Here is a 20,230-nt window from a genome sequence, read left to right as displayed (position 1 = left end):
GGCCAGAACAGAGATGGTTATAGAAATGACCGTAATAACGGCGGTTATAGAAACGATAGAAACAATGACCGTAATGGCGGTTACCAGAACAGGGATAATAACGGCCAGAACGGCGGACGCTCAGGAAGAGATGGTCAGGGATTCTCTGGTCAGAGAAGAAATGACAGAGGTTCTTCAGCACCTAAGGACGATTTCATTTTTGAGACAAAGCCAGATTCAAGAAGACCAGACTCAAGAAAGAATGATTCAAGAAAGAATGACAGAAAGAAAGATAATGAGGCAAAGGAAAATCTTAAATTTGCTAACAGCAAGTTAGAGAAGAAACCGGCTCCAAAGCAGGAGAAGAAGGAAGAAGAGACAATTAAGCAGCTCATTTTACCAGACAGCCTTACTATCAAGGAACTTGCTGATAAGATGAAGGTTCAGCCATCTGCAATTGTTAAGAAGCTTTTCTTACAGGGCAAGGTTGTAACAATTAACCAGGAAGTTGATTATGATACAGCAGAAGAAATAGCACTTGAGTTCAACTGCATATGTGACCACGAAGTTAAGGTTGATGTTATTGCAGAACTTCTTAAGGAAGATGAAGAGTCAGAGGACGATATGGTTGCAAGACCACCAGTTGTCTGTGTTATGGGACACGTTGACCACGGTAAGACATCTTTACTTGATGCAATCAGGGAAACACATGTAACAGCTAAGGAATCAGGCGGTATTACACAGAAGATCGGTGCTTATATGGTGGATGTCGATGGACAGAAGATTACATTCCTTGATACTCCTGGACACGAAGCGTTTACAGCTATGCGTATGCGTGGTGCACAGGCTACAGATATTGCTATTCTTGTAGTAGCAGCTGATGATGGCGTTATGCCACAGACAATCGAAGCTATTAACCACGCTAAGGCAGCGGGCGTTGAAATTATCGTTGCTGTTAATAAGATTGATAAGCCTAATGCTAATATCGAGAAGGTTAAGCAGGAACTTACAGAATATGAACTTATCGCAGAAGACTGGGGTGGTTCAACTACATTTGTTCCAGTATCAGCTCACACTAAGGAAGGTATTGACGAACTTCTTGAGATGATTCTTCTTACAGCAGAGGTTAATGAGTTAAAGGCTAACCCTAACCGTAAGGCAAGAGGTATCGTAATTGAAGCGGAGCTTGATAAAGGACGTGGTCCAGTTGCGACTATCCTTGTACAGAAGGGTACATTAAGAGTTGGTGATGCAGTTGCTGCAGGTTCTTGTTATGGTAAGATAAGAGCTATGATTGATGATACTGGAAGAAGAGTTAAGGAAGCTACTCCATCTATGCCTGTAGAGATTCTCGGTCTTAATGATGTTCCTAATGCTGGTGAAATTATTATGGCTACAGAGAGTGAGAAGGAAGCAAGAAATATTGCTGATACATTTATTGCAGAAGGCAAGAAGAAGCTTCTTGATGATACTAAGCATAAAGTATCACTTGATGCATTGTTCGAGCAGATTCAGGCTGGTAATATGAAGGAACTCGACCTTATTATCAAGGCTGATGTACAGGGTTCAGTCGAGGCTGTTAAGCAGAGTCTTGTTAAGCTTTCTAATGAAGAAGTTATCGTTAAGGTTATCCATGGCGGCGTTGGTAATATTAATGAGTCAGACGTTGTGTTAGCTTCTGCTTCTAATGCTATTATCATCGGCTTTAATGTTAAGCCTGATAATCAGGCGAGAATAGTTGCTGAGAGAGAAAAGGTTGATTTAAGACTTTACAGTGTAATCTACAATGCAATTGAAGATGTTGAGGCAGCTCTTAAGGGTATGCTTGAGCCTATATATGAGGAAAAGATTATCGGTCATGCTGAGATAAGACAGATATTCAAGGCTTCTGGTGTTGGTAATATTGCCGGTGCTATCGTTACAGAGGGTAGAATTACTAAGGATTCAATTGTAAGAATTACAAGAGATAAAGAGCAGATATACGAAGGTCCTATCGCTACACTTAAGCATTTCAAGGATGATGTTAAGGAAGTTAAGGGCGGTTCTGAATGTGGTATGGTATTTGAGAACTTTGGCCAGATTCAGGAAGGCGATCTTGTAGAAGCTCATATAATGGTAGAAGTGCCTAGATAGAGTTATCCGATAGTCCAGAAAATTGAATTTTCTGGACTATATGGTTTTGACAGTGATATAATTATATATTAGAAAGTAGGAGTATATGCGTAAAAATAGTGTTAAGAATACCCGCATTAATGGGGAAGTATTAAAAGAGCTAAGCAATATAATCCGTAGTGAAATCAAAGACCCAAGAATCAATCCGATGACATCGGTTGTATCTGTTGAGGTCGCACCAGATTTAAAGACTTGTAAGGCATATATAAGTGTACTTGGCGATGAGCAGTCACAAAAGGACACTATTACAGGACTTAAGAGTGCGGAAGGCTATATAAGAAGAGAACTTGCTAGAACAGTGAATTTAAGAAATACACCAGAAATCAAGTTCATTCTTGACCAGTCAATTGAGTACGGAATTAATATGTCTAAGCTTATAGACGAAGTTACACAGAAAGATAGTGATAGTCATAATAAGTAAGAAGGTGTAATATATGAATATTATTGAAGAGTTAGGTGCTGCAAAAGTAGTTGGTATAACAGGGCATATAAGACCAGATGGTGACTGCACAGGTTCAGTGCTTGGTCTGTATAATTATTTAAAGGATAATGCACCAGATATAGATGTAAATGTTTATCTTGAACAGCCATCAGACAAATTATCATATCTTAATGGTTTTGATGCTATAAAAAATGTTATTGAGCCGGATAAGAAGTTTGATGCATTTATTGTTCTTGATTGCAGTTCAATAGACAGAATAGAGCCATTCGCAGACGGCTTTAAGAATGCGGATAAGACTATATGTATAGATCATCATATAAGTAATGACAGTTTTGCAGATGTTAATAATGTTATTCCAACAGCGAGTTCAGCGTGTGAAGTGCTTTATGACACATTTGATGCCGGTAAAGTAAGCAGGAATACTGCTGAATGTATATACACAGGTATTATACATGATACAGGTGTATTCAAATATAGCTGCACATCACTCCACACTATGGAGATAGCAGGAAAGATGATGCAGATGGGAATAGATTATTCTGATATAATAGATAATAGCTTTTATAAGAAGTCTTATGTACAGAACCAGATTCTTGGAAGGGCGCTTCTTGAAAGCGTGCTTTTTTATGACGGAAAATGTATATTCTCAAGCGTGACAAGAGATGAAATGGATTTCTATGGAGTTACTGGCAGAGAGCTCGGAGGAATTATTGAACAGTTAAGGCTTACGGATGGAGTTGAAGTTGCAATATTCTTATATGAAACAGGTGAGAATGAATATAAGGTAAGTCTTCGTTCTAAGAAAGAGATTGATGTAAGCAGGATAGCTGCCTGCTTTGGCGGCGGCGGACATATAAGGGCTGCCGGCTTTAATGCTAAAGGCACTGTATATGAAATCGTCAACAGAATAGGCGAAATGATTGAACAGCAGTATGCACAGGAGTAATCACTAAGAAAGGTTAAGTTGGTATGAACGGAATTATTAATGTATACAAAGAAAAAGGTTTCACATCACACGATGTGGTTGCAAAACTTCGTGGAATTCTTCATATGAAAAAAATAGGTCATACCGGTACACTTGACCCTGATGCAGTTGGCGTGCTTCCGGTGTGTCTTGGTAAAGGAACGGGTCTGTGTTCCATGATTACAGACTGGACTAAGACCTATGAGGCTGTAATGCTTCTTGGTACAGTTACTGATACTCAGGATACATCGGGAACTGTTCTTAAGACAAGAGAGGTTAATGTCACTAAAAGACAGATATTGGAAGTTTGCAGCAGCTTTGAGGGAGAATATGATCAGATTCCCCCAATGTATTCGGCACTTAAGGTTAATGGAAAGAAGCTTTATGAGCTTGCAAGAGCAGGGGTAGAGGTTGAGAGAAAACCGCGCCGTATAAAGATTAATTCTTTGAGGGTTAATGATATTAACCTTGAAGATGATATTAAGACGGTTACAATTACTGTAGACTGCTCCAAAGGAACCTATATAAGGACGTTGTGTCAGGATATAGGAGAGAAACTTGGCTGTGGAGCTTGTATGATGGAGCTTATAAGAACAAGAGTGGGGGATTTTCTTATTGATGATACTCTTACACTTAATCAGATAGCAGCTTATATGATTAAGGGAGAGATGGAAGAACATATTATCAGCATTGATTCTATGTTTCCGTCATATACCAGACTTACAGTAGATGAAGCTTACAACAAGCTTTTGTATAATGGCAATAAGCTTCCTTTAGAAGCGGTTGTTAATGAAGATTGTGAGTTTCTTGATATGGAGAAATTCAGGATATATGATTCTGGCAATACATTTGTTGGCATATATCAGTATATTGCGGGACAGTTTGTCCTTGAGAAGATGTTTTATGAAGGATAAATGATGTACCTGAAAGGCGGTGTAGACCAGTATGGAATACATACACGGAACGGAGGATTTCAAGCTGGAAAGGTCCAGCGCTGTAACGCTTGGCAAGTTTGATGGTGTTCATCTTGGACATCAGAAGCTTATATCCATAGTTAAAGAGAAAGCAGAGGAACAGGGACTTTTGTCGGTTATGTTTACATTTGACAGAATTCCGCTTAGTATCTGTCCTCAGAAGAACCAGCATTTTTTATCTACTAATTCGGAGAGAAGAATGTTATGCGAGAATTATGGAATAGATGTCGAGGTTGAGTATCCATTTACTACAACACTTATGAATATGGAACCAGAAGAATTCGTAAGTGATATATTGATTAATAAATTGAAAGCAAAGGTAATTGTCGTTGGAACTGATTATTGCTTTGGCAGGGATAGAAGCGGCAATGTGGAATTTCTTATAAGTAATGCAGCTAAATATGGCTATGAAACCATTGTTGTAGAGAAAGAGAAGTTTCAGGATAAAGATATAAGCAGTACATATGTAAGGGAAGAATTAAAGTTAGGTCATATGGAGACAGTCAATGTGCTCCTTAACAGACCTTATTCGATAACAGGAATTGTTGCCAAGGGTAACCAGCTTGGCAGGAAGTTAGAGATACCTACCATTAATGTATATCCTACAGAGATTAAGCTTCTTCCACCGAACGGAGTATATGCATCCAGAATATTAATAGATGGTGTCTGGTATTATGGTGTTACTAATCTTGGTACTAAGCCGACAATAAGTGATGGATATGAAGTGAGCGTTGAGACTAATGTATTTGACTTTGATAAAGATGTATACGGAAACAGGGTTGAGGTGGCACTTTATCATTTCTTAAGGCAGGAAATGAAGTTTGAAAATGTTGAGGCATTAAAGAAGCAGATGGAAAGTGATGCAAGCTTTGCTAAAGAGATGTTTCTTATACAATAAAAGATAAATGGAAATATTTTGAGATTGTTTTTGAAAAGATATTTTTGAAGTGATTTTGATAAAATTAAATTAAAATTAAATTTTGAAAATGTCTTGAAATCTTGAAATTATTTTGTAAATCCACTTGATTTCATATTGGTGTTATGATATATTATCAACGTATGAGCCGTCACTCAGATACGGGACACTCCGACCCCAGGCTTGGTGGCAGGTGATTAATATTTAGGAGGAATCAACAATGATATCTAAGGAAAAGAAAGCAGAAATTATTGCTAATTACGGAAGAAAAGCAGGAGATACAGGTTCTCCAGAAGTTCAGATTGCAATCTTAACAGAAAGAATTGCTGAATTAACAGAACATTTAAAGATTAACCAGAAGGATCATCACTCAAGAAGAGGTCTTTTAAAGATGGTTGGTAAGAGAAGAGCTTTACTTTCTTACTTAAAGAAGAACGACATCGAAAGTTACAGAAACTTAATCGAACGTTTAGGAATCAGAAAGTAATTAATTATTTATGGCGGAGTTGTATAACTTCGCCTTTTTCTTTTGGTAATATGCTTGCAAATCAGGCAGTAATTACTTATTATTAAGCTAATAACAGAAAGATTTCACCGAGACCACTCAAAAGCGTACTTAATTAAGTGGGTTTTTGAGTTGTTTCGGACTTTCTGTTAATACAATTAAGCAAGCCATAACAGGCGGAAACGAGGAAATTTATGTTTAAACAGTACACAATGGAATTAGCTGGCAGAACATTAAGAGTTGATGTCGGCAGAGTATGTGCACAGGCTAACGGAGCAGCTCTTATGCACTATGGTGATACAGTGGTACTTTCAACAGCTACTGCATCTAAGGAGCCAAGAGAAGGAATTGATTTCTTCCCATTAAGTGTTGAATTTGAAGAAAAGATGTATGCTGTAGGTAAGATACCTGGCGGATTTAATAAGAGAGAGGGAAAGGCTTCTGAGAATGCAATTCTTACATCAAGAGTAATAGACAGACCTATGAGACCTTTATTCCCTAAGGATTACCGTAATGATGTTACGCTTAATAATATGGTTATGGCAGTAGATCCAGAGTGCCGTCCAGAGCTTGTTGCTATGATTGGAGCTTCTATTGCAACTTGTATATCAGATATTCCATTTGATGGTCCTTGTGCTATGACACAGGTTGGTATGATTGACGGAGAATTCATTATTAACCCATCACAGGCTCAGTGGCAGGAAGGTGATCTTCAGCTTACAGTAGCTTCTACTAAGCAGAAGGTTATTATGATTGAAGCCGGTGCTAATATCATTCCAGAGGACAAGATGATTGAAGCTATATATATGGCTCACGATATCAACCAGACAATCATTGCATTTATTGAGAAGATTGTATCAGAAGTTGGAAAAGAAAAGCACTCATATGAGAGCTGTGCTATTCCAGCAGAGATGTTTGAAGCTATGAAACAGGTAGTATCTCCAGAAGAAATGGAAGTTGCTGTATTCACAGATGACAAGCAGACTAGAGATAAGAACATTGATGAGATAATGGAAAAGATGAAAGAAGCATTTGCTGATAATGAAGAATATCTTGCATTACTTGGTGAAGCTCTTTACCAGTATCAGAAGAAGACTGTCCGCAAGATGATCTTAAAAGACCATAAGAGACCTGATGGACGTGCAATCAACCAGATAAGACCGCTTGCAGCAGAGGTTGATATCATTCCTAGAGTTCATGGTTCTGCTATGTTTACAAGAGGACAGACACAGATATGTGACGTTGTAACACTTGCTCCTTTATCAGAAGCACAGAAGGTGGATGGACTTGATGATAATGTTACAACTAAGAGATATATACATCACTACAATTTCCCTTCATACTCCGTAGGTGAGACAAAGCCTTCAAGAGGACCAGGACGTAGAGAGATTGGACACGGAGCTTTAGCCGAGAGAGCACTTATTCCAGTACTTCCTTCAGAAAAGGAATTCCCATATGCAATACGTGCTGTGTCAGAGACATTCGAGTCTAATGGTTCTACATCAATGGCTTCAACTTGTGCATCTTGTATGTCACTTATGGCTGCTGGTGTTCCAATTAAGAGTATGGTTGCAGGTATCTCTTGTGGCCTTGTAACAGGTGATACAGATGATGATTATGTTGTTCTTACAGATATTCAGGGTCTTGAAGATTTCTTCGGAGATATGGACTTTAAGGTAACTGGTACAACAGAAGGTATAACAGCTATCCAGATGGATATTAAGATTCATGGTCTTACACGTCCTATCGTAGAAGAAGCTATAAGAAGAACAAGAGAAGCAAGACTTTTCATTATGGATACTTGTATGAAGCCAGCTATCGCTGAACCAAGAAAGACTGTAGGTGAATTCGCACCTAAGATTATCCAGACTACAATTGATCCGGCTAAGATTGGTGAAGTTGTTGGACAGCGTGGTAAGGTTATCAATGCCATCATCGAAGAATGTGGTGTTAAGATTGATATCACAGATGACGGCTTTGTATCAGTATGTGGTGTTGACCAGGCTGGTATGGATAAGGCTATGAAGTATATCAGAACTATTGTTGATGAATTTGAAGAAGGAAAGATATACGAAGGTAAAGTTGTAAGTATTAAGGAATTCGGTGCATTTGTTGAGTTCGCACCTGGAAAGGAAGGAATGGTTCACATTTCTAAGATTTCTAAGGAAAGAATTAATATGGTAGAAGATGTTCTTACTCTTGGTGACGTTGTCAAGTGTAAGTGCATGGGTAAGGATAAGATGGGAAGAATAAGCTTCTCCATCAAAGATGCTGAATAATTGATAGTTCAGACATTTAATAATTGATATATAAAGATATTAACTGATAAGCAGTTTGACCTGCTGGCTTGACTGCTTATTAGTTATTTATAGTGATTTTAATTATAAGGAGGATACAGATATGGTAGATCAGAATTGTGCATACTGTATGGAAGGTGAACTTGTTGCAAAGTTCGGTATTAAGATATGCGAATTAGAGACATCTAAGGTATATCTTTTCAAGGAGCAGAGTCATCCGGGAAGATGTATCGTTGCGCATAAGAAGCACGTAGGTGATATGAACGAGCTTACAGCAGAAGAAAGAGCAGCTTACTTTGAGGATGTTGCAAGAGTTGCAAGAGCAATTATGAAAGCGTTTAACCCAGATAAGGTTAACTATGGTGCATATGGAGATACAGGACATCATCTTCACTTCCACCTTTGTCCTAAGTATAAGGACGAATATGAATGGGGTGGAGTATTCCTTATGAATCCAGATAAGAAATACCTTACAGATGAAGAATATGCTGCTATGATTGAGAAGATTAAAGCTAACCTTTAAGATTAAGTGGTGTTTTAACATATAATTCTGCTGCTTTTGCAGAAAATATAAGAATGCATACAAAATATTGTGATATTGGTATAAAATTTATGCAATATCACAATATTTTTTGCTTTTTTTAATGTAATATGATATAATTTGCAATAAGTAATCTTGATATACATTTATAGAAAGATGTAGGAACGGAGATTAATATGGGAAATGCGGGAGATAATACTACAAATTCTAAGATTGTGAGTGATGAATTATATCTTTATTCGTTGAAGAAGATGGCTGATCTTAACGCTAAGAAGAATGAATCGCCGCTTACAGGTCTATATGGAATTAAGGCATTCTTTTATGAAGCTAATGAACTTATGAAGAATAACAGTGATAAGAAGTTCGCTGTTATAAGAATGGATATATACCATTTTAAGACAGTTAATGAGTTTTGTGGACGTGAAGAAGCGGATAAGCTGCTTAAGTACATATCAGGATTGTTTTGTGATTATGAGGGGGAATTCTGTGTTGCAGGTCATTTCAGGGCTGACATATTTGTGTTATGCACATCATTTGATGACAAGCAGGAGCTTATTGATATTGTTAACTCGATTAGGAGTAGAATAGACCAGTATAATATACAGTGCAAAGTTCTTCCCGCATTTGGAATATGTATTAATCATAATAATATGGATGTAAGCCTTATGTGTGATTACGCAGATCTTGCGATTAAGAAGATTAAGGGCAAGGTATTTAAGACATATGAGTTTTATGATAATGCTATGCGTGAGTCTATGCTTTTGGAGAAGAAGATAGAAAATGATGTGCTTCCGGCACTTAAGAATGACTACATAAAAGCATATGTACAGCCCAAGGTTGATATGCACAATGGGCATATTATTGGCGGAGAGGCACTTGTAAGATGGCAGAACGATAAGGAGATGATATATCCTGACCAGTTCATACCTGTTCTTGAGAAGAATGGATATGTAATTGATGTGGATAATTTTATATGGAACAAAGTATGTGCCTGTATTAAGATGATGGAAGATAAAGGTATTGAACCGGTTCCTATATCAGTTAATGTATCAAGAATGCATGTATATCAGGAAAAGTTCACAGAGAATTTAAAGAATATGGCCGGTGAATATGGTATAGATCCTAAGTATATTCCGCTAGAGATAACAGAAAGTGCGTTTACTAAGGAAGAGGGCAGTCTTTTTAAGAAGGTTCAGTCATTGCAGGGATATGGCTTTAAGTTCTCAATGGACGATTTCGGTTCGGGATATTCTTCTCTTGGAATGTTAAAGAGCGAGCGTGTAGATGAAGTTAAGATAGACAAGACCTTTGTTGATGATATAGCAACAGATAAAGGAAAAGTACTTCTTGGCAATGTCATAAGAATGATTAATGAACTTGGAATAGATATGATTGCAGAAGGTGTTGAGACAAAAGAGCAGGCTGATTTCTTAAAGGAGAATGGCTGTATGTATGCACAGGGCTACTATTATTATAAACCTATGCCTATTGAAGAATTTGCTAAATTGCTTGAAAATTCAGCCAGATAGTGATAGAATATTTGTCGGTGTATTTTTAGATTAGAAATAAGAAGATAAGTAGATTAAAGGAGAAATAAAATGTCAGGACATTCAAAATTTGCTAACATAGCCCATAAGAAAGCTGCAAATGATGCTGCTAAGGGTAAGATTTTTACAAGACTTGGTAAGGAGATTATGGTTGCCGTTAAAGAAGGTGGACCTGATGTTAATAATAATAGTAAGTTAAGACAGGTTGTTACTAAGTGTAAGGCTGCTAATATGCCTAATGATACAATTGAAAGAGCTATTAAGAAGGCTGCAAGTACAGATATGTCTAACTTTGAATCAGTTACATATGAAGGATATGGTCCTAACGGAACAGCTATTATAGTTGAGGCATTAACAGACAATAGAAACAGAGCTGCTTCTAACATCAGAAATGCATTCACTAAGGGTGGCGGTAATGTAGGAACACCTGGCTGTGTATCATTTATGTTCGATAATAAGGGACAGATTATCGTTGCTAAGGAAGATTGTGATAAGGATGCAGATGATCTTATGATGATTGCCCTTGATGCAGGTGCAGATGACTTCAATGAAGAAGAAGACAGCTATGAGATTACTACAGCTCCAGATGATTTTGGCACAGTAAGTGATGCACTTTCTAACGAAGGAATTACATTTGCTTCAGCAGAAGTTACAATGATTCCACAGACAATGGTAGAGCTCACATCAGAAGATGATATTAAGAAGATGAGAAGAATATTAGCACTTCTTGATGAAGAAGATGATGTTCAGAATGTATACCACAATTGGGACGAGCCAATTGAGGACGAGGAATAATAACAATATAGCGTAGCCATTAGATGATTATATATCATTTTATGGTTATATGTGTTTATGATAAAAAGACTGCTGGTATGTTAGTATATATTAGCAGTCTTTATTTTATGTAATAGGAAATTCCAATAGAATGTGTGGAAAATGTCTAAAATGTTGTCTAAAATGTCAAAAAACAACTTTTCAATAAGCGTGAAAAATGTTATTATTTAATTAAATATTTTTGATTACGTTTAATTGAATATATGGATATTTATATATTTCTGGAGATGATTAATGATAATTAAGGAAGTTCCGGCTGAAGGTAATTTAACTATTGAGGTCAGTCTTAAGGAAAGAAAGTTGGAATTTCACTCACAGTGTGTAGAATCAGGAGTGAATTATATATATGCCCAGCCGATAAGGATAGATGGTAAGATACTATCATTTAATAGTGAAGGGCATTTGATGGTTAATTTAATATATTTAAGAGAAGAAAAGAATCCTATAGTATGGAAAGGTGTCGGAATAACGACTGTCCAGAATAATGGAAAGAATGTATACAAGATAGTTGCATCAGGGGAAGGATTTGAGATGAACCGAAGAGAGTCGTTTAGATTGTTTCTTGGTCTGGGAGCGGTTGTCCAGATAGGTTCTAATAAGAAAGCTGTTAATGTTATTCTTAAGGATATAAGTGAGAATGGTTTCTCATTTGTTGAAATTGAAGATATAGATGCAGAGAATCTTCCTGTAAGACTGGTGTTTAATGATATGAAGACAGGTATAAGCCTTATTGGAAATATTGTAAGAAAGGTTACAGTAGGTGAGAAGAAGATTATCTATGGCTGTACACTTACATCCTGCAATATTGATGTGGCACGTTATATCAATGAGAAGCAAAGACAGTTCCTTGCTGCAAGCCGTAGTTCACGTAGTTCAGGGGAATCTAATAAGGAAGCACTAAAGAGGTCTTTAAGAGAACCTACACAATATGAATCAGCACTAAAGGCAGCACAGGCAAATCAGGACAGCAAGAAACAGGGTAAAAGAAAGAAGGGGTAAAGTTGGAGAATAATAAAAGAGTTGTTGACAACAGACAGCATATCAATGACGATGAAAAGATGAAGATTAATATGAGGGCAGAACTTGATGAGCATTATACAATGCTTAAGGAATGTCCTAAGTGTGGCACGAGAATGATATATGCATATGGAGAGGTATATGAATGTCCTAAATGTGGTAATAAAGAATTTACTGAATTTGGCAAGATAAGAGATTATCTTGAAAAGCACGGACCACAGAATGCAGTCACAATAGCTGATGCAACAGGTGTAAGCGTTAAGACTATACAGAAGTTCTTATATCAGGGCCGTATTGAGATACCAGATGGTTCTGGTTCATATATTAAGTGCCAGATGTGTGGTGCAGAGATAAGATACGGAAGATTTTGTCCGGAGTGTTCAGCTAAGCTTAGCAGGGATAATTCATCTATGGTATATGTTGGAGAGAAGCCAAAGCATAAGATGGATTACAATGGCAAGATGCATACACTTGATGAGAGTGAGATGAAGAATGTATCAAGAAAGCCAGTTGCAATGAGAAGAAAAGATAAGAAATAATGAAACAAAGAGAATAATTACTAAGTGGTCTTTGTCAGCTTTTGCCAAAGAGCCTTAAGGATTAAAGATATAAAAATCCGCTGTATATTGATTTTACATTTCAATATACAGCGGATTTTAGTTTAATATTATTAACAAATGAATGTCTATAATACTATTTGTCCGTGCTTGATTTTATAAGTCGAAACCAAAGTAACGAACTGCATTGTTGTAAGAGATGCCTTCAACAATTTTCTTAAGAGCCTTCTCATCGTTAGGGTATTCACCGTTCTCAACCCATCCACCAATAAGCTCGCACATAATTCTTCTGAAGTATTCATGTCTTGTATAAGATAAGAAGCTTCTTGAATCTGTAAGCATACCGATGAAGTTGCCAAGTAAGCTTAAGTTAGCGAGACTTGTCATCTGGTTAGTCATACCAACCTTATGATCATTGAACCACCATGCTGAACCCTGCTGGATCTTACCAACAGCCTTAGAATCCTGAAAACATCCAATAACAGTACCGATAGCAGCATTAACTGATGGATTAAGTGAGTAGATGATAGTCTTAGGAAGTTCATCTGTGCTGTTAAGAGCGTTAAGGAACTGAGCCATCTCTGCTGAACAGTCATAAGTGTTGATGCAGTCAAAGCCTGTATCAGGACCTAACTGATTGTATCTGAATACGTTGTTATCACGGATAGTACCATAATGTAACTGCATTACCCAGTTAAGCTTGTTGTATTCCTTACCAACAGATACCATAAATGCTGTCTTGAACTTGTTCATCTCTTCTGTTGTGATAGCTTTACCAGATAATCTCTTAGCAAATAAAGCTTCGATTTCTTCATCTGTGTATGGCTTATACATAACATATTCAAGAGCATGGTCAGATACTGAGCATCCCATTGAATCAAAGAACTGCATTCTGTTTCTTAAAGCATCCATAAGAGAAGCAAAAGAGTTAACTTTAATTCCACTTACATCTGATAATGTGTTAAGGTAGTCAAGATATTCAGGCTTTTCGATGTTCATAGCCTTGTCAGGTCTCCAGGCTGGGAGTACCTGTACATCAAATGTATCATCTTCTGCAAGCTTCTTGTGCCATTCAAGTGAATCAACTGGATCATCTGTTGTACAGATTAACTTAACATTTGACTGCTTTATAAGATTTCTAACTGACATAGAATCTTCCTGTAACTTAGCGTTGCAAAGATTCCATACTTCTTCGGCTGTATCACCATTTAAGATACCGTTGTAACCGAAGTATCTCTGAAGTTCAAGGTGGCTCCAGTGGTAAAGAGGGTTACCGATAGCCATTTCAAGTGTTTCAGCCCATTTCTGGAACTTTTCACGATCTGTAGCATCACCTGTGATGTACTTCTCATCAACACCATTAGTTCTCATCTGACGCCACTTATAGTGGTCACCGCCGAGCCATACCTGTGTAATGTTCTCGAACTTTCTGTCTTCTGCGATTTCCTTAGGGTTGATATGGCAGTGATAATCAACGATAGGCATCTGGTCAGCATAGTCGTGGAAGAGGTGCTGTGCTGTAGGTGTTGAAAGTAAAAAGTCTTTGTCCATGAATTGTTTCATAGTACATAATCCTCCTGTGAATTAAAAATGTGTTGTATTGCGTTTTATAATATCAGCAGTGATAATGCTGTGTTTATCAGCAGATTCACCGCACAATACCTTCATAAGAACATCTACTGCTTTAGTTGAAAGCTGTTCAACGTGGCTGTCAATAGATGTAAGCTCTGGTTCAGTGCATATGGAAAGAACCGAGTTGTTAAACCCTATAATCTCCAGCTCATCAGGAACACTGATGGAGTGGGAGTGTGCATATTTGACTGCACCTGCTGCAAGCGAATCATCAGAAGTTACAACAGCATCAAATTCGATACCTTTATTATAAAGATAATTAAGGTATTCCTTGGCGTGCGAAATGTTCTTGCCACATAGATGTCTGTAATCTTCAGGAAGCGAAATGTCTGCTTCTTTCAAAGCTTTCATATATCCTGCATATTTGTTCATACCGCTGTATGACTTGCTTGTGTATAAGTAGACTATATTACGATGTCCATTATTAATCAAGAGGTTAGTTGCATTATATATGGCAATTTCATCATTGCACATAACAGAATATATATTAGGTGCATCAAGGTATCCATTCACTAAGACAATAGGTATATCCTTAGCTGCATTAATTATGTAATCATTATTGTGGATATTGGTATTCTCAACAAACTGTGAACCGGCAAGTATTATGCCGTCAACTCTTTTGCTTAACAGGAGTTCAAGATATTTCTTCTTATTAGTATAATCCTTACCTGTACAGCAGAGTATGGAGTCATAACCATGCTTTCTTAATTCCTGTTCAAGATAATATACAGCATTAGCAAGGTAAATATCAGAGGAGTCAATACACATTATACCTATGGTCTTCATTGTATTAAGTCCTAAGCCTCTTGCAAATACATTTGGTGTATAATCAAGCTCTTTCATAGCATCTAATACTTTGTTTCTTGTAGCTGATGATACTTTGGCATTACCATTAAGAACACGGGAAACAGTGGCAATAGATACTCCTGCTTTATTGGAAACATCATATATATTCATAAATTAACCTCATTCTTGTAAGCTCTGGACAACGCTTGCATTAATGTAATATATAGGTGCAGTTGATCATTAGGCCATTAATTATGATGAATAATTATAATTAACAGAATTGTGTAATTATAAAAGTAGTAAAATATCATAAAAAACACTTAATGTAAGCACTTACATATTGATAAACTGATTATACAATGGTATTATTATAAAAGCAAGTATGTAAAGTGTATTTTTATTGTACTTAATTATTACCATTAAAGAGTTGTGCAATTGTTTAGTAATGAGTGAAGAACAATAACTGATAATTAAATTTAACAGACAATAATGTATACAAAAATAAGTATTGACTAAAAATGTTTTTGAGTATATCATAATCTGTGAAAGATAATGAAAGCGCTTACATACGCTTTGGATACCATTTACTGGTTAAGAATGCGTAGTCCGGCAAAGCTGAGTGATACTGCGCTACAATAATGTTAAATATGGAATATCTTAATATTTTAATTAACACTGGGATATTTCATAGTCAGTGTCTACGCCCTGCGTGGAGCTGAGATGCCCTTAAAGTGGGCGGAATGGAGGAATAATATGCAGAGATTAAACAAGAGTATTACACATGCAGTTGACAGACCTGTAAAGGTTATGCAGTTTGGTGAAGGTAACTTCCTTAGAGCATTCGTAGATTATATCTTCGATGTTACTAACGAAAAGACAGATTTTAATGGTGGTGTTGTTATCGTTAAGCCAATCGAGTTTGGTACACTTGAAAGATTCCACGATCAGGAATGCCAGTACACACTTCAGTTAAGAGGTTTCGTAGATGGACAGCCTAAGGAAATCACACGTCAGATTACATCTGTTGTTGATGCTGTAGCAGCTATCGAAGATTATGACAAGTACATTGAATATGGTACAAGTGAAACACTTAGATTTATCGTTTCTAATACAACAGAAGCAGGTATCGTATTTGACGAGACAGATAACGATCCTAATGCTCGTCCTCCTAAGACATATCCTGGTAAGCTTACACAGCTTCTTTACAAGAGATACCAGAAGTTCAACGGAGCAGCAGATAAGGGACTTATCTTACTTCCTTGCGAACTTATCGCTGATAATGGTATCGAATTAAAGAAGTGCATTATGAAGTTTATAGAACTCTGGGATCTTGAAGATGGATTCAAGGACTGGGTTAACAATTACTGCTCATTCTGCCCAACACTTGTTGATAGAATTGTTCCAGGTTATCCAAGAGAAGATGCTGCTAAGCTTTGCGAAGAGTGGGGCTATGAAGATCAGCTTATCGACAGAGCTGAGGTATTCGGTCTCTGGGTTGTAGAAAGTGATTCTAACCTTCCACTTGAACAGCTTGAGAAGGAACTTCCATTCAAGGAAGCTGGACTTAATGTAGTATTTACAAAGGATCATCATCCATATAAGGAAAGAAAGGTAAGAATCCTTAATGGTTCACATACATCATTCGTATTAGCATCATTCCTTGCTGGTAACGATAACGTAGAGAACTCTATGAAGGATCCAGTTATCAGAAAGTATATGGAAGAAACACTTTACAATGAAGTTATTCCTACACTTTCACTTTCTAAGGAAGATTGTGAAGAATTCGCTAAGGCTGTTATCGACAGATTCCTTAACCCATTCGTAGATCACAGATTATTAAGCATTTCACTTAACTCTGTATCTAAGTGGGAAGCTAGATGTCTTCCTTCATTCTTAGGATATGTTAAGAAGTTTAACAAGCTTCCTAAGTACCTTACATTCTCTATCGCAGCACTTATGAGCTTCTATACATCACAGACAGAAGCTGAGTTCAACGGCGGTATTGTATTAAAGGGTGACAGAAACGGTGAAGAGTACAACATCACAGATGATAAGGCTGTACTTGATTTCTTCAGAGATAACTCTGGTAAGACACCAGCTGAATTCACACACGCTTACTTAAGCAATACTAAGTTCTTCGGTGGCGAAGACCTTACTAAGGTTCTTGACCTTGAAGAAGTTATCACAGGATATATTACAGATATCAGAGAAAGAGGCATGAGAGCTGTAGTTAACGATTTAGCTCTTGATGATGAAAAGTTAGCATAATTGCGTTGGCAGTTTGCAGCAAAGTATTTATAAGCCTTAGCTGAATATAAGTTTCGGCATTGATTTATATCGTATTTTAAAGCATTAATAAGGGCGGGTGTTCTTTTTCATCCGCCCTTAAGTTATGTAAGAGGTATTGTGTATTTATACCCTTTTATTGTTATAATAAAAATGTTATGATATGAATGTAATCATTGAATTTCATAATTCTATGATGTACGTGGTTAATGATACATAGAGATTATATTAATTACAGGAGGTAGTTATGCAGGATTTTATTAAGATTAATAAAGATGATAATGTTGCAGTAGCTCTTAAGCCAATCGCTAAGGGCACAACACTTAATGTTGCTGGTACAGAAGTTACTACAATAGAAGATATCCCTCAGGGACATAAGTTTGTTATCAAGCCTATCAAGAAGGGTGATGCAGTTATAAAGTATGGTTTCAGAATCGGTTTCGCACAGTCTGATATTGAAGTTGGTGGCTGGGTTCATACACACAACTTAAAGACAGCTCTCGGTGAACTTCTTGAATACACATACAATCCAGAAGGACATAAGGACGTTGAGCCAACAGAGGAAGCGTTCTTTGAAGGATATATGCGTGAAAATGGTACAGTTGGTGTAAGAAATGAAGTATGGATTATCCCAACAGTTGGCTGTGTTAATTCAATAGCAAGAGCAATCGAAGCTACAGCAAGAGCTAACAAGCCAGAAGGTGTTGATGAAGTTGTTGCTTTCCCACATCCATACGGATGTTCACAGGTAACAGAGGATCAGGAGAATACAAGACACGTACTTGCTGACCTTATCAACCATCCTAATGCTGGTGCAGTACTTGTACTTGGTCTTGGTTGCGAGAACAGCCGTATTGAAGTTCTTAAGGATTATATCGGTGAAGTTAACCCAGACAGAGTTAAGTTCTTACAGGTTCAGGATGTAGAAAATGAGCAGGAAGCTGCTGAAGGTATTATGAAGGAACTTATGTCTTACGCTGCTACATTTAAGAGAGAAAAGGTTAGTGCTAAGCATCTTATCGTTGGTATGAAGTGCGGTGGTTCTGATGGTTTATCAGGTATCACAGCTAACCCAACAGTAGGTCTTTTCTCAGATATGCTCGTATCTAAGGGTGGTACAACTATCCTTACAGAAGTTCCAGAAATGTTCGGTGCAGAGACTATCCTTATGAATAGATGTGCTAACAAGGAACTTTTCGAGAAGACAGTTCACCTTATCAATGACTTTAAAGAGTACTTCATCAAGAATGGTCAGGAAATCTATGAGAATCCATCACCAGGAAACAAGGATGGTGGTATCACAACACTTGAAGATAAGTCACTTGGATGTACACAGAAGTCTGGTTCATCACTTGTAAAGGGTGTATTAGCTTATGGTGAAAGAGTATCTGATAAGGGACTTAACCTTCTTAGCGCACCTGGTAATGACCTTGTTGCTTCAACAGCTTGTGCAGCAGCAGGAGCACAGATGGTTCTTTTTACAACAGGACGTGGAACACCATTTGCATCACCAGTACCTACAGTAAAGATTGCTACTAACTCAAGACTTGCTGGCAATAAGAGCAACTGGATAGACTTCAACGCAGGAAGAATTGTAACAGATGACCTTCCACTTGAAGATGCAGCTAAGGAACTCTTCCAGCTTGTATTAGATGTTGCTTCTGGTAAGAAGGTAAAGGCTGAAATCGCTGGCTTCCACGATTTAGCTATCTTTAAGCAGGGTGTAACTCTCTAATTAACAAATTTTAAGGATTGTGTTAATTGTTTTTCAGAGGCAGTTGTGTATCTTTCAGATTTTGCGTGGCTCTGAATAACAGCATATAAATATAGTGACATATAAGATTAAGGCGGGCAGATATTTACATTTCTGTCCGTCTTATAATGTGTCTGTGAATGCTGCTTATACGGAATGTGTCAGTGATATGTTTCATATATGCAGAGATTATAGTAATGTGTGTTCGAAACCTTCCACACATAAAACAAAACTAAAGGAGAATAAAATGGATACATTAAATCAAGGTAAAGAGGATAAGAATAAAGATATTATTGAAAATAATAATAAAAATAACAGCGGTAATAGAAATACTAAAAGTGCACAGTTTAAGGTTGCGTTTATTACACAGGCGGCCGTGATTGCGGCACTTTATGTTGTGCTTGTTATTATGTTTAACTATTGCAGCTTCGGACCTATACAGTTCAGAATAGCAGAGGCACTTACAATTCTGCCATATTTTACATCAGCGGCGATACCGGGATTGTTCGTAGGTTGTCTGTTATCTAACATCTTAGGCGGTGCGGCTATATGGGATATAATATTTGGAAGCATTGCGACACTTATCGGCGCAATAGGAACTTATGCGTTAAGGAAGAATAAGTGGCTTGCACCATTACCACCAATTATTGCGAATACACTTATAGTACCATTTGTATTAAGATATGCTTATGGTTCAGAGGGGATATTTGCTATGTTCTTTGTGACAATCGGAGCAAGCGAATTCATTGTGTGTGGTGTTATTGGAATGTTGCTTTTATTCGCACTTAATCCGGTGAGAAACGTGATATTTAAGGGCGTGGAGTAATTGGTACAAGAATTAAACAAAATGTTTGATATACCTGATTACAATCAGGAAAAGAAAAGTTGATATAAGAAAATAACAGAACAGGCGGCATTATGGGAATGCTGCCTGTTCTGTTATTAATAGAAATGATTTGTTGCGTAATAAGTAAGTTCCCGAGCTTCATAAAACGGGAAGTTTGAATAAGAATTTACACAATTAAAGC

Annotated in this window: 17 protein-coding genes; 15 read left to right on the top strand and 2 right to left on the bottom strand. The window is 37.2% G+C overall.

The genetic code is table 11. The features are described 5' to 3' along the window. From infB to BM157_RS08340, 12 genes are all read left to right on the top strand, one after another. Positions 1-2,112: translation initiation factor IF-2 (gene infB, locus BM157_RS08395; RefSeq protein WP_090140677.1), on the top strand; the 2,112-nt coding region annotated here is incomplete at its 5' end. A gap of 85 nt (positions 2,113-2,197) precedes the next feature. Next, positions 2,198-2,572: a 30S ribosome-binding factor RbfA gene (gene rbfA / locus BM157_RS08390; protein ID WP_022502039.1), complete on the top strand. Its 375-nt coding sequence runs from the start codon at positions 2,198-2,200 to the stop codon at positions 2,570-2,572. 13 nt (positions 2,573-2,585) lie between these two features. Beyond that, complete coding sequence (locus BM157_RS08385) at positions 2,586-3,539, top strand: DHH family phosphoesterase (protein ID WP_055306539.1); 954 nt, start codon at positions 2,586-2,588, stop codon at positions 3,537-3,539. A gap of 23 nt (positions 3,540-3,562) precedes the next feature. After that, on the top strand, positions 3,563-4,471 hold the full coding sequence (gene truB, locus BM157_RS08380; protein ID WP_055174488.1) for a tRNA pseudouridine(55) synthase TruB: 909 nt from the start codon (positions 3,563-3,565) through the stop codon (positions 4,469-4,471). A 31-nt stretch (positions 4,472-4,502) separates the two neighbouring features. Continuing rightward, positions 4,503-5,429, top strand: a complete 927-nt coding sequence (locus BM157_RS08375) for a bifunctional riboflavin kinase/FAD synthetase (RefSeq protein ID WP_022502036.1) — start codon at positions 4,503-4,505, stop codon at positions 5,427-5,429. Positions 5,430-5,667: 238 nt separating this feature from the next. Further along, complete coding sequence (rpsO, locus tag BM157_RS08370; RefSeq protein ID WP_022502035.1) at positions 5,668-5,934, top strand: 30S ribosomal protein S15; 267 nt, start codon at positions 5,668-5,670, stop codon at positions 5,932-5,934. A gap of 212 nt (positions 5,935-6,146) precedes the next feature. After that, complete coding sequence (locus BM157_RS08365; protein ID WP_055174490.1) at positions 6,147-8,231, top strand: polyribonucleotide nucleotidyltransferase; 2,085 nt, start codon at positions 6,147-6,149, stop codon at positions 8,229-8,231. 121 nt (positions 8,232-8,352) lie between these two features. Beyond that, positions 8,353-8,772, top strand: coding sequence for an HIT family protein (locus tag BM157_RS08360; protein WP_022502033.1), 420 nt, complete (start codon positions 8,353-8,355; stop codon positions 8,770-8,772). A 194-nt stretch (positions 8,773-8,966) separates the two neighbouring features. Further along, entirely contained in the window at positions 8,967-10,319 is a 1,353-nt protein-coding gene (locus BM157_RS08355; protein ID WP_090140675.1) for a putative bifunctional diguanylate cyclase/phosphodiesterase, read from the top strand. Positions 10,320-10,388: 69 nt separating this feature from the next. Beyond that, complete coding sequence (locus BM157_RS08350; RefSeq protein WP_022502031.1) at positions 10,389-11,132, top strand: YebC/PmpR family DNA-binding transcriptional regulator; 744 nt, start codon at positions 10,389-10,391, stop codon at positions 11,130-11,132. A gap of 273 nt (positions 11,133-11,405) precedes the next feature. Next, positions 11,406-12,170: a PilZ domain-containing protein gene (locus BM157_RS08345; RefSeq protein WP_022502030.1), complete on the top strand. Its 765-nt coding sequence runs from the start codon at positions 11,406-11,408 to the stop codon at positions 12,168-12,170. 2 nt (positions 12,171-12,172) lie between these two features. Continuing rightward, a complete protein-coding gene (locus BM157_RS08340; protein ID WP_090140673.1) occupies positions 12,173-12,727 on the top strand; it encodes a hypothetical protein in 555 nt (184 codons plus the stop codon). Positions 12,728-12,901: 174 nt separating this feature from the next. On the opposite strand, the gene uxaC is transcribed toward BM157_RS08340, so the two are convergent. Both uxaC and BM157_RS08330 read right to left on the bottom strand, forming a co-directional pair. Then, complete coding sequence (gene uxaC, locus BM157_RS08335) at positions 12,902-14,308, bottom strand: glucuronate isomerase (RefSeq protein ID WP_090140672.1); 1,407 nt, start codon at positions 14,306-14,308, stop codon at positions 12,902-12,904. Between the two features lie 21 nt (positions 14,309-14,329). After that, positions 14,330-15,334 (bottom strand): LacI family DNA-binding transcriptional regulator, encoded by a 1,005-nt coding sequence (locus tag BM157_RS08330; RefSeq protein ID WP_022502027.1) that lies wholly within the window; start codon positions 15,332-15,334, stop codon positions 14,330-14,332. A 582-nt stretch (positions 15,335-15,916) separates the two neighbouring features. On the opposite strand from BM157_RS08330, the gene BM157_RS08325 reads away from it, so the two are divergent. The 3 genes from BM157_RS08325 (at position 15,917) to BM157_RS08315 (ending at position 20,028) form a co-directional block, all read left to right on the top strand. Then, positions 15,917-17,431, top strand: a complete 1,515-nt coding sequence (locus tag BM157_RS08325) for a tagaturonate reductase (RefSeq protein ID WP_090140670.1) — start codon at positions 15,917-15,919, stop codon at positions 17,429-17,431. A 265-nt stretch (positions 17,432-17,696) separates the two neighbouring features. Continuing rightward, positions 17,697-19,184: a UxaA family hydrolase gene (locus BM157_RS08320; protein ID WP_022502025.1), complete on the top strand. Its 1,488-nt coding sequence runs from the start codon at positions 17,697-17,699 to the stop codon at positions 19,182-19,184. 265 nt (positions 19,185-19,449) lie between these two features. After that, positions 19,450-20,028 (top strand): QueT transporter family protein, encoded by a 579-nt coding sequence (locus BM157_RS08315; protein ID WP_090140668.1) that lies wholly within the window; start codon positions 19,450-19,452, stop codon positions 20,026-20,028. Positions 20,029-20,230: the final 202 nt, after the last annotated feature.

This window comes from [Lactobacillus] rogosae (genome assembly GCA_900112995.1).
GTDB lineage: Bacteria > Bacillota > Clostridia > Lachnospirales > Lachnospiraceae > Lachnospira > Lachnospira rogosae.
Note: the sequence above shows the minus strand (reverse complement) of the source record. Positions and strands in the feature narration are given on the sequence as shown.

What these genes read in the sequence shown, in the direction of transcription:
- rbfA (WP_022502039.1), top strand. Translation starts at nt 2,198, where the DNA reads ATGCGTAAAAATAGTGTTAAGAATACCCGCATTAATGGGGAAGTATTA.
- BM157_RS08385 (WP_055306539.1), top strand. Translation starts at nt 2,586, where the DNA reads ATGAATATTATTGAAGAGTTAGGTGCTGCAAAAGTAGTTGGTATAACA.
- truB (WP_055174488.1), top strand. Translation starts at nt 3,563, where the DNA reads ATGAACGGAATTATTAATGTATACAAAGAAAAAGGTTTCACATCACAC.
- BM157_RS08375 (WP_022502036.1), top strand. Translation starts at nt 4,503, where the DNA reads ATGGAATACATACACGGAACGGAGGATTTCAAGCTGGAAAGGTCCAGC.
- rpsO (WP_022502035.1), top strand. Translation starts at nt 5,668, where the DNA reads ATGATATCTAAGGAAAAGAAAGCAGAAATTATTGCTAATTACGGAAGA.
- BM157_RS08365 (WP_055174490.1), top strand. Translation starts at nt 6,147, where the DNA reads ATGTTTAAACAGTACACAATGGAATTAGCTGGCAGAACATTAAGAGTT.
- BM157_RS08360 (WP_022502033.1), top strand. Translation starts at nt 8,353, where the DNA reads ATGGTAGATCAGAATTGTGCATACTGTATGGAAGGTGAACTTGTTGCA.
- BM157_RS08355 (WP_090140675.1), top strand. Translation starts at nt 8,967, where the DNA reads ATGGGAAATGCGGGAGATAATACTACAAATTCTAAGATTGTGAGTGAT.
- BM157_RS08350 (WP_022502031.1), top strand. Translation starts at nt 10,389, where the DNA reads ATGTCAGGACATTCAAAATTTGCTAACATAGCCCATAAGAAAGCTGCA.
- BM157_RS08345 (WP_022502030.1), top strand. Translation starts at nt 11,406, where the DNA reads ATGATAATTAAGGAAGTTCCGGCTGAAGGTAATTTAACTATTGAGGTC.
- uxaC (WP_090140672.1), bottom strand. Translation starts at nt 14,308, where the DNA reads ATGAAACAATTCATGGACAAAGACTTTTTACTTTCAACACCTACAGCA.
- BM157_RS08330 (WP_022502027.1), bottom strand. Translation starts at nt 15,334, where the DNA reads ATGAATATATATGATGTTTCCAATAAAGCAGGAGTATCTATTGCCACT.
- BM157_RS08325 (WP_090140670.1), top strand. Translation starts at nt 15,917, where the DNA reads ATGCAGAGATTAAACAAGAGTATTACACATGCAGTTGACAGACCTGTA.
- BM157_RS08320 (WP_022502025.1), top strand. Translation starts at nt 17,697, where the DNA reads ATGCAGGATTTTATTAAGATTAATAAAGATGATAATGTTGCAGTAGCT.
- BM157_RS08315 (WP_090140668.1), top strand. Translation starts at nt 19,450, where the DNA reads ATGGATACATTAAATCAAGGTAAAGAGGATAAGAATAAAGATATTATT.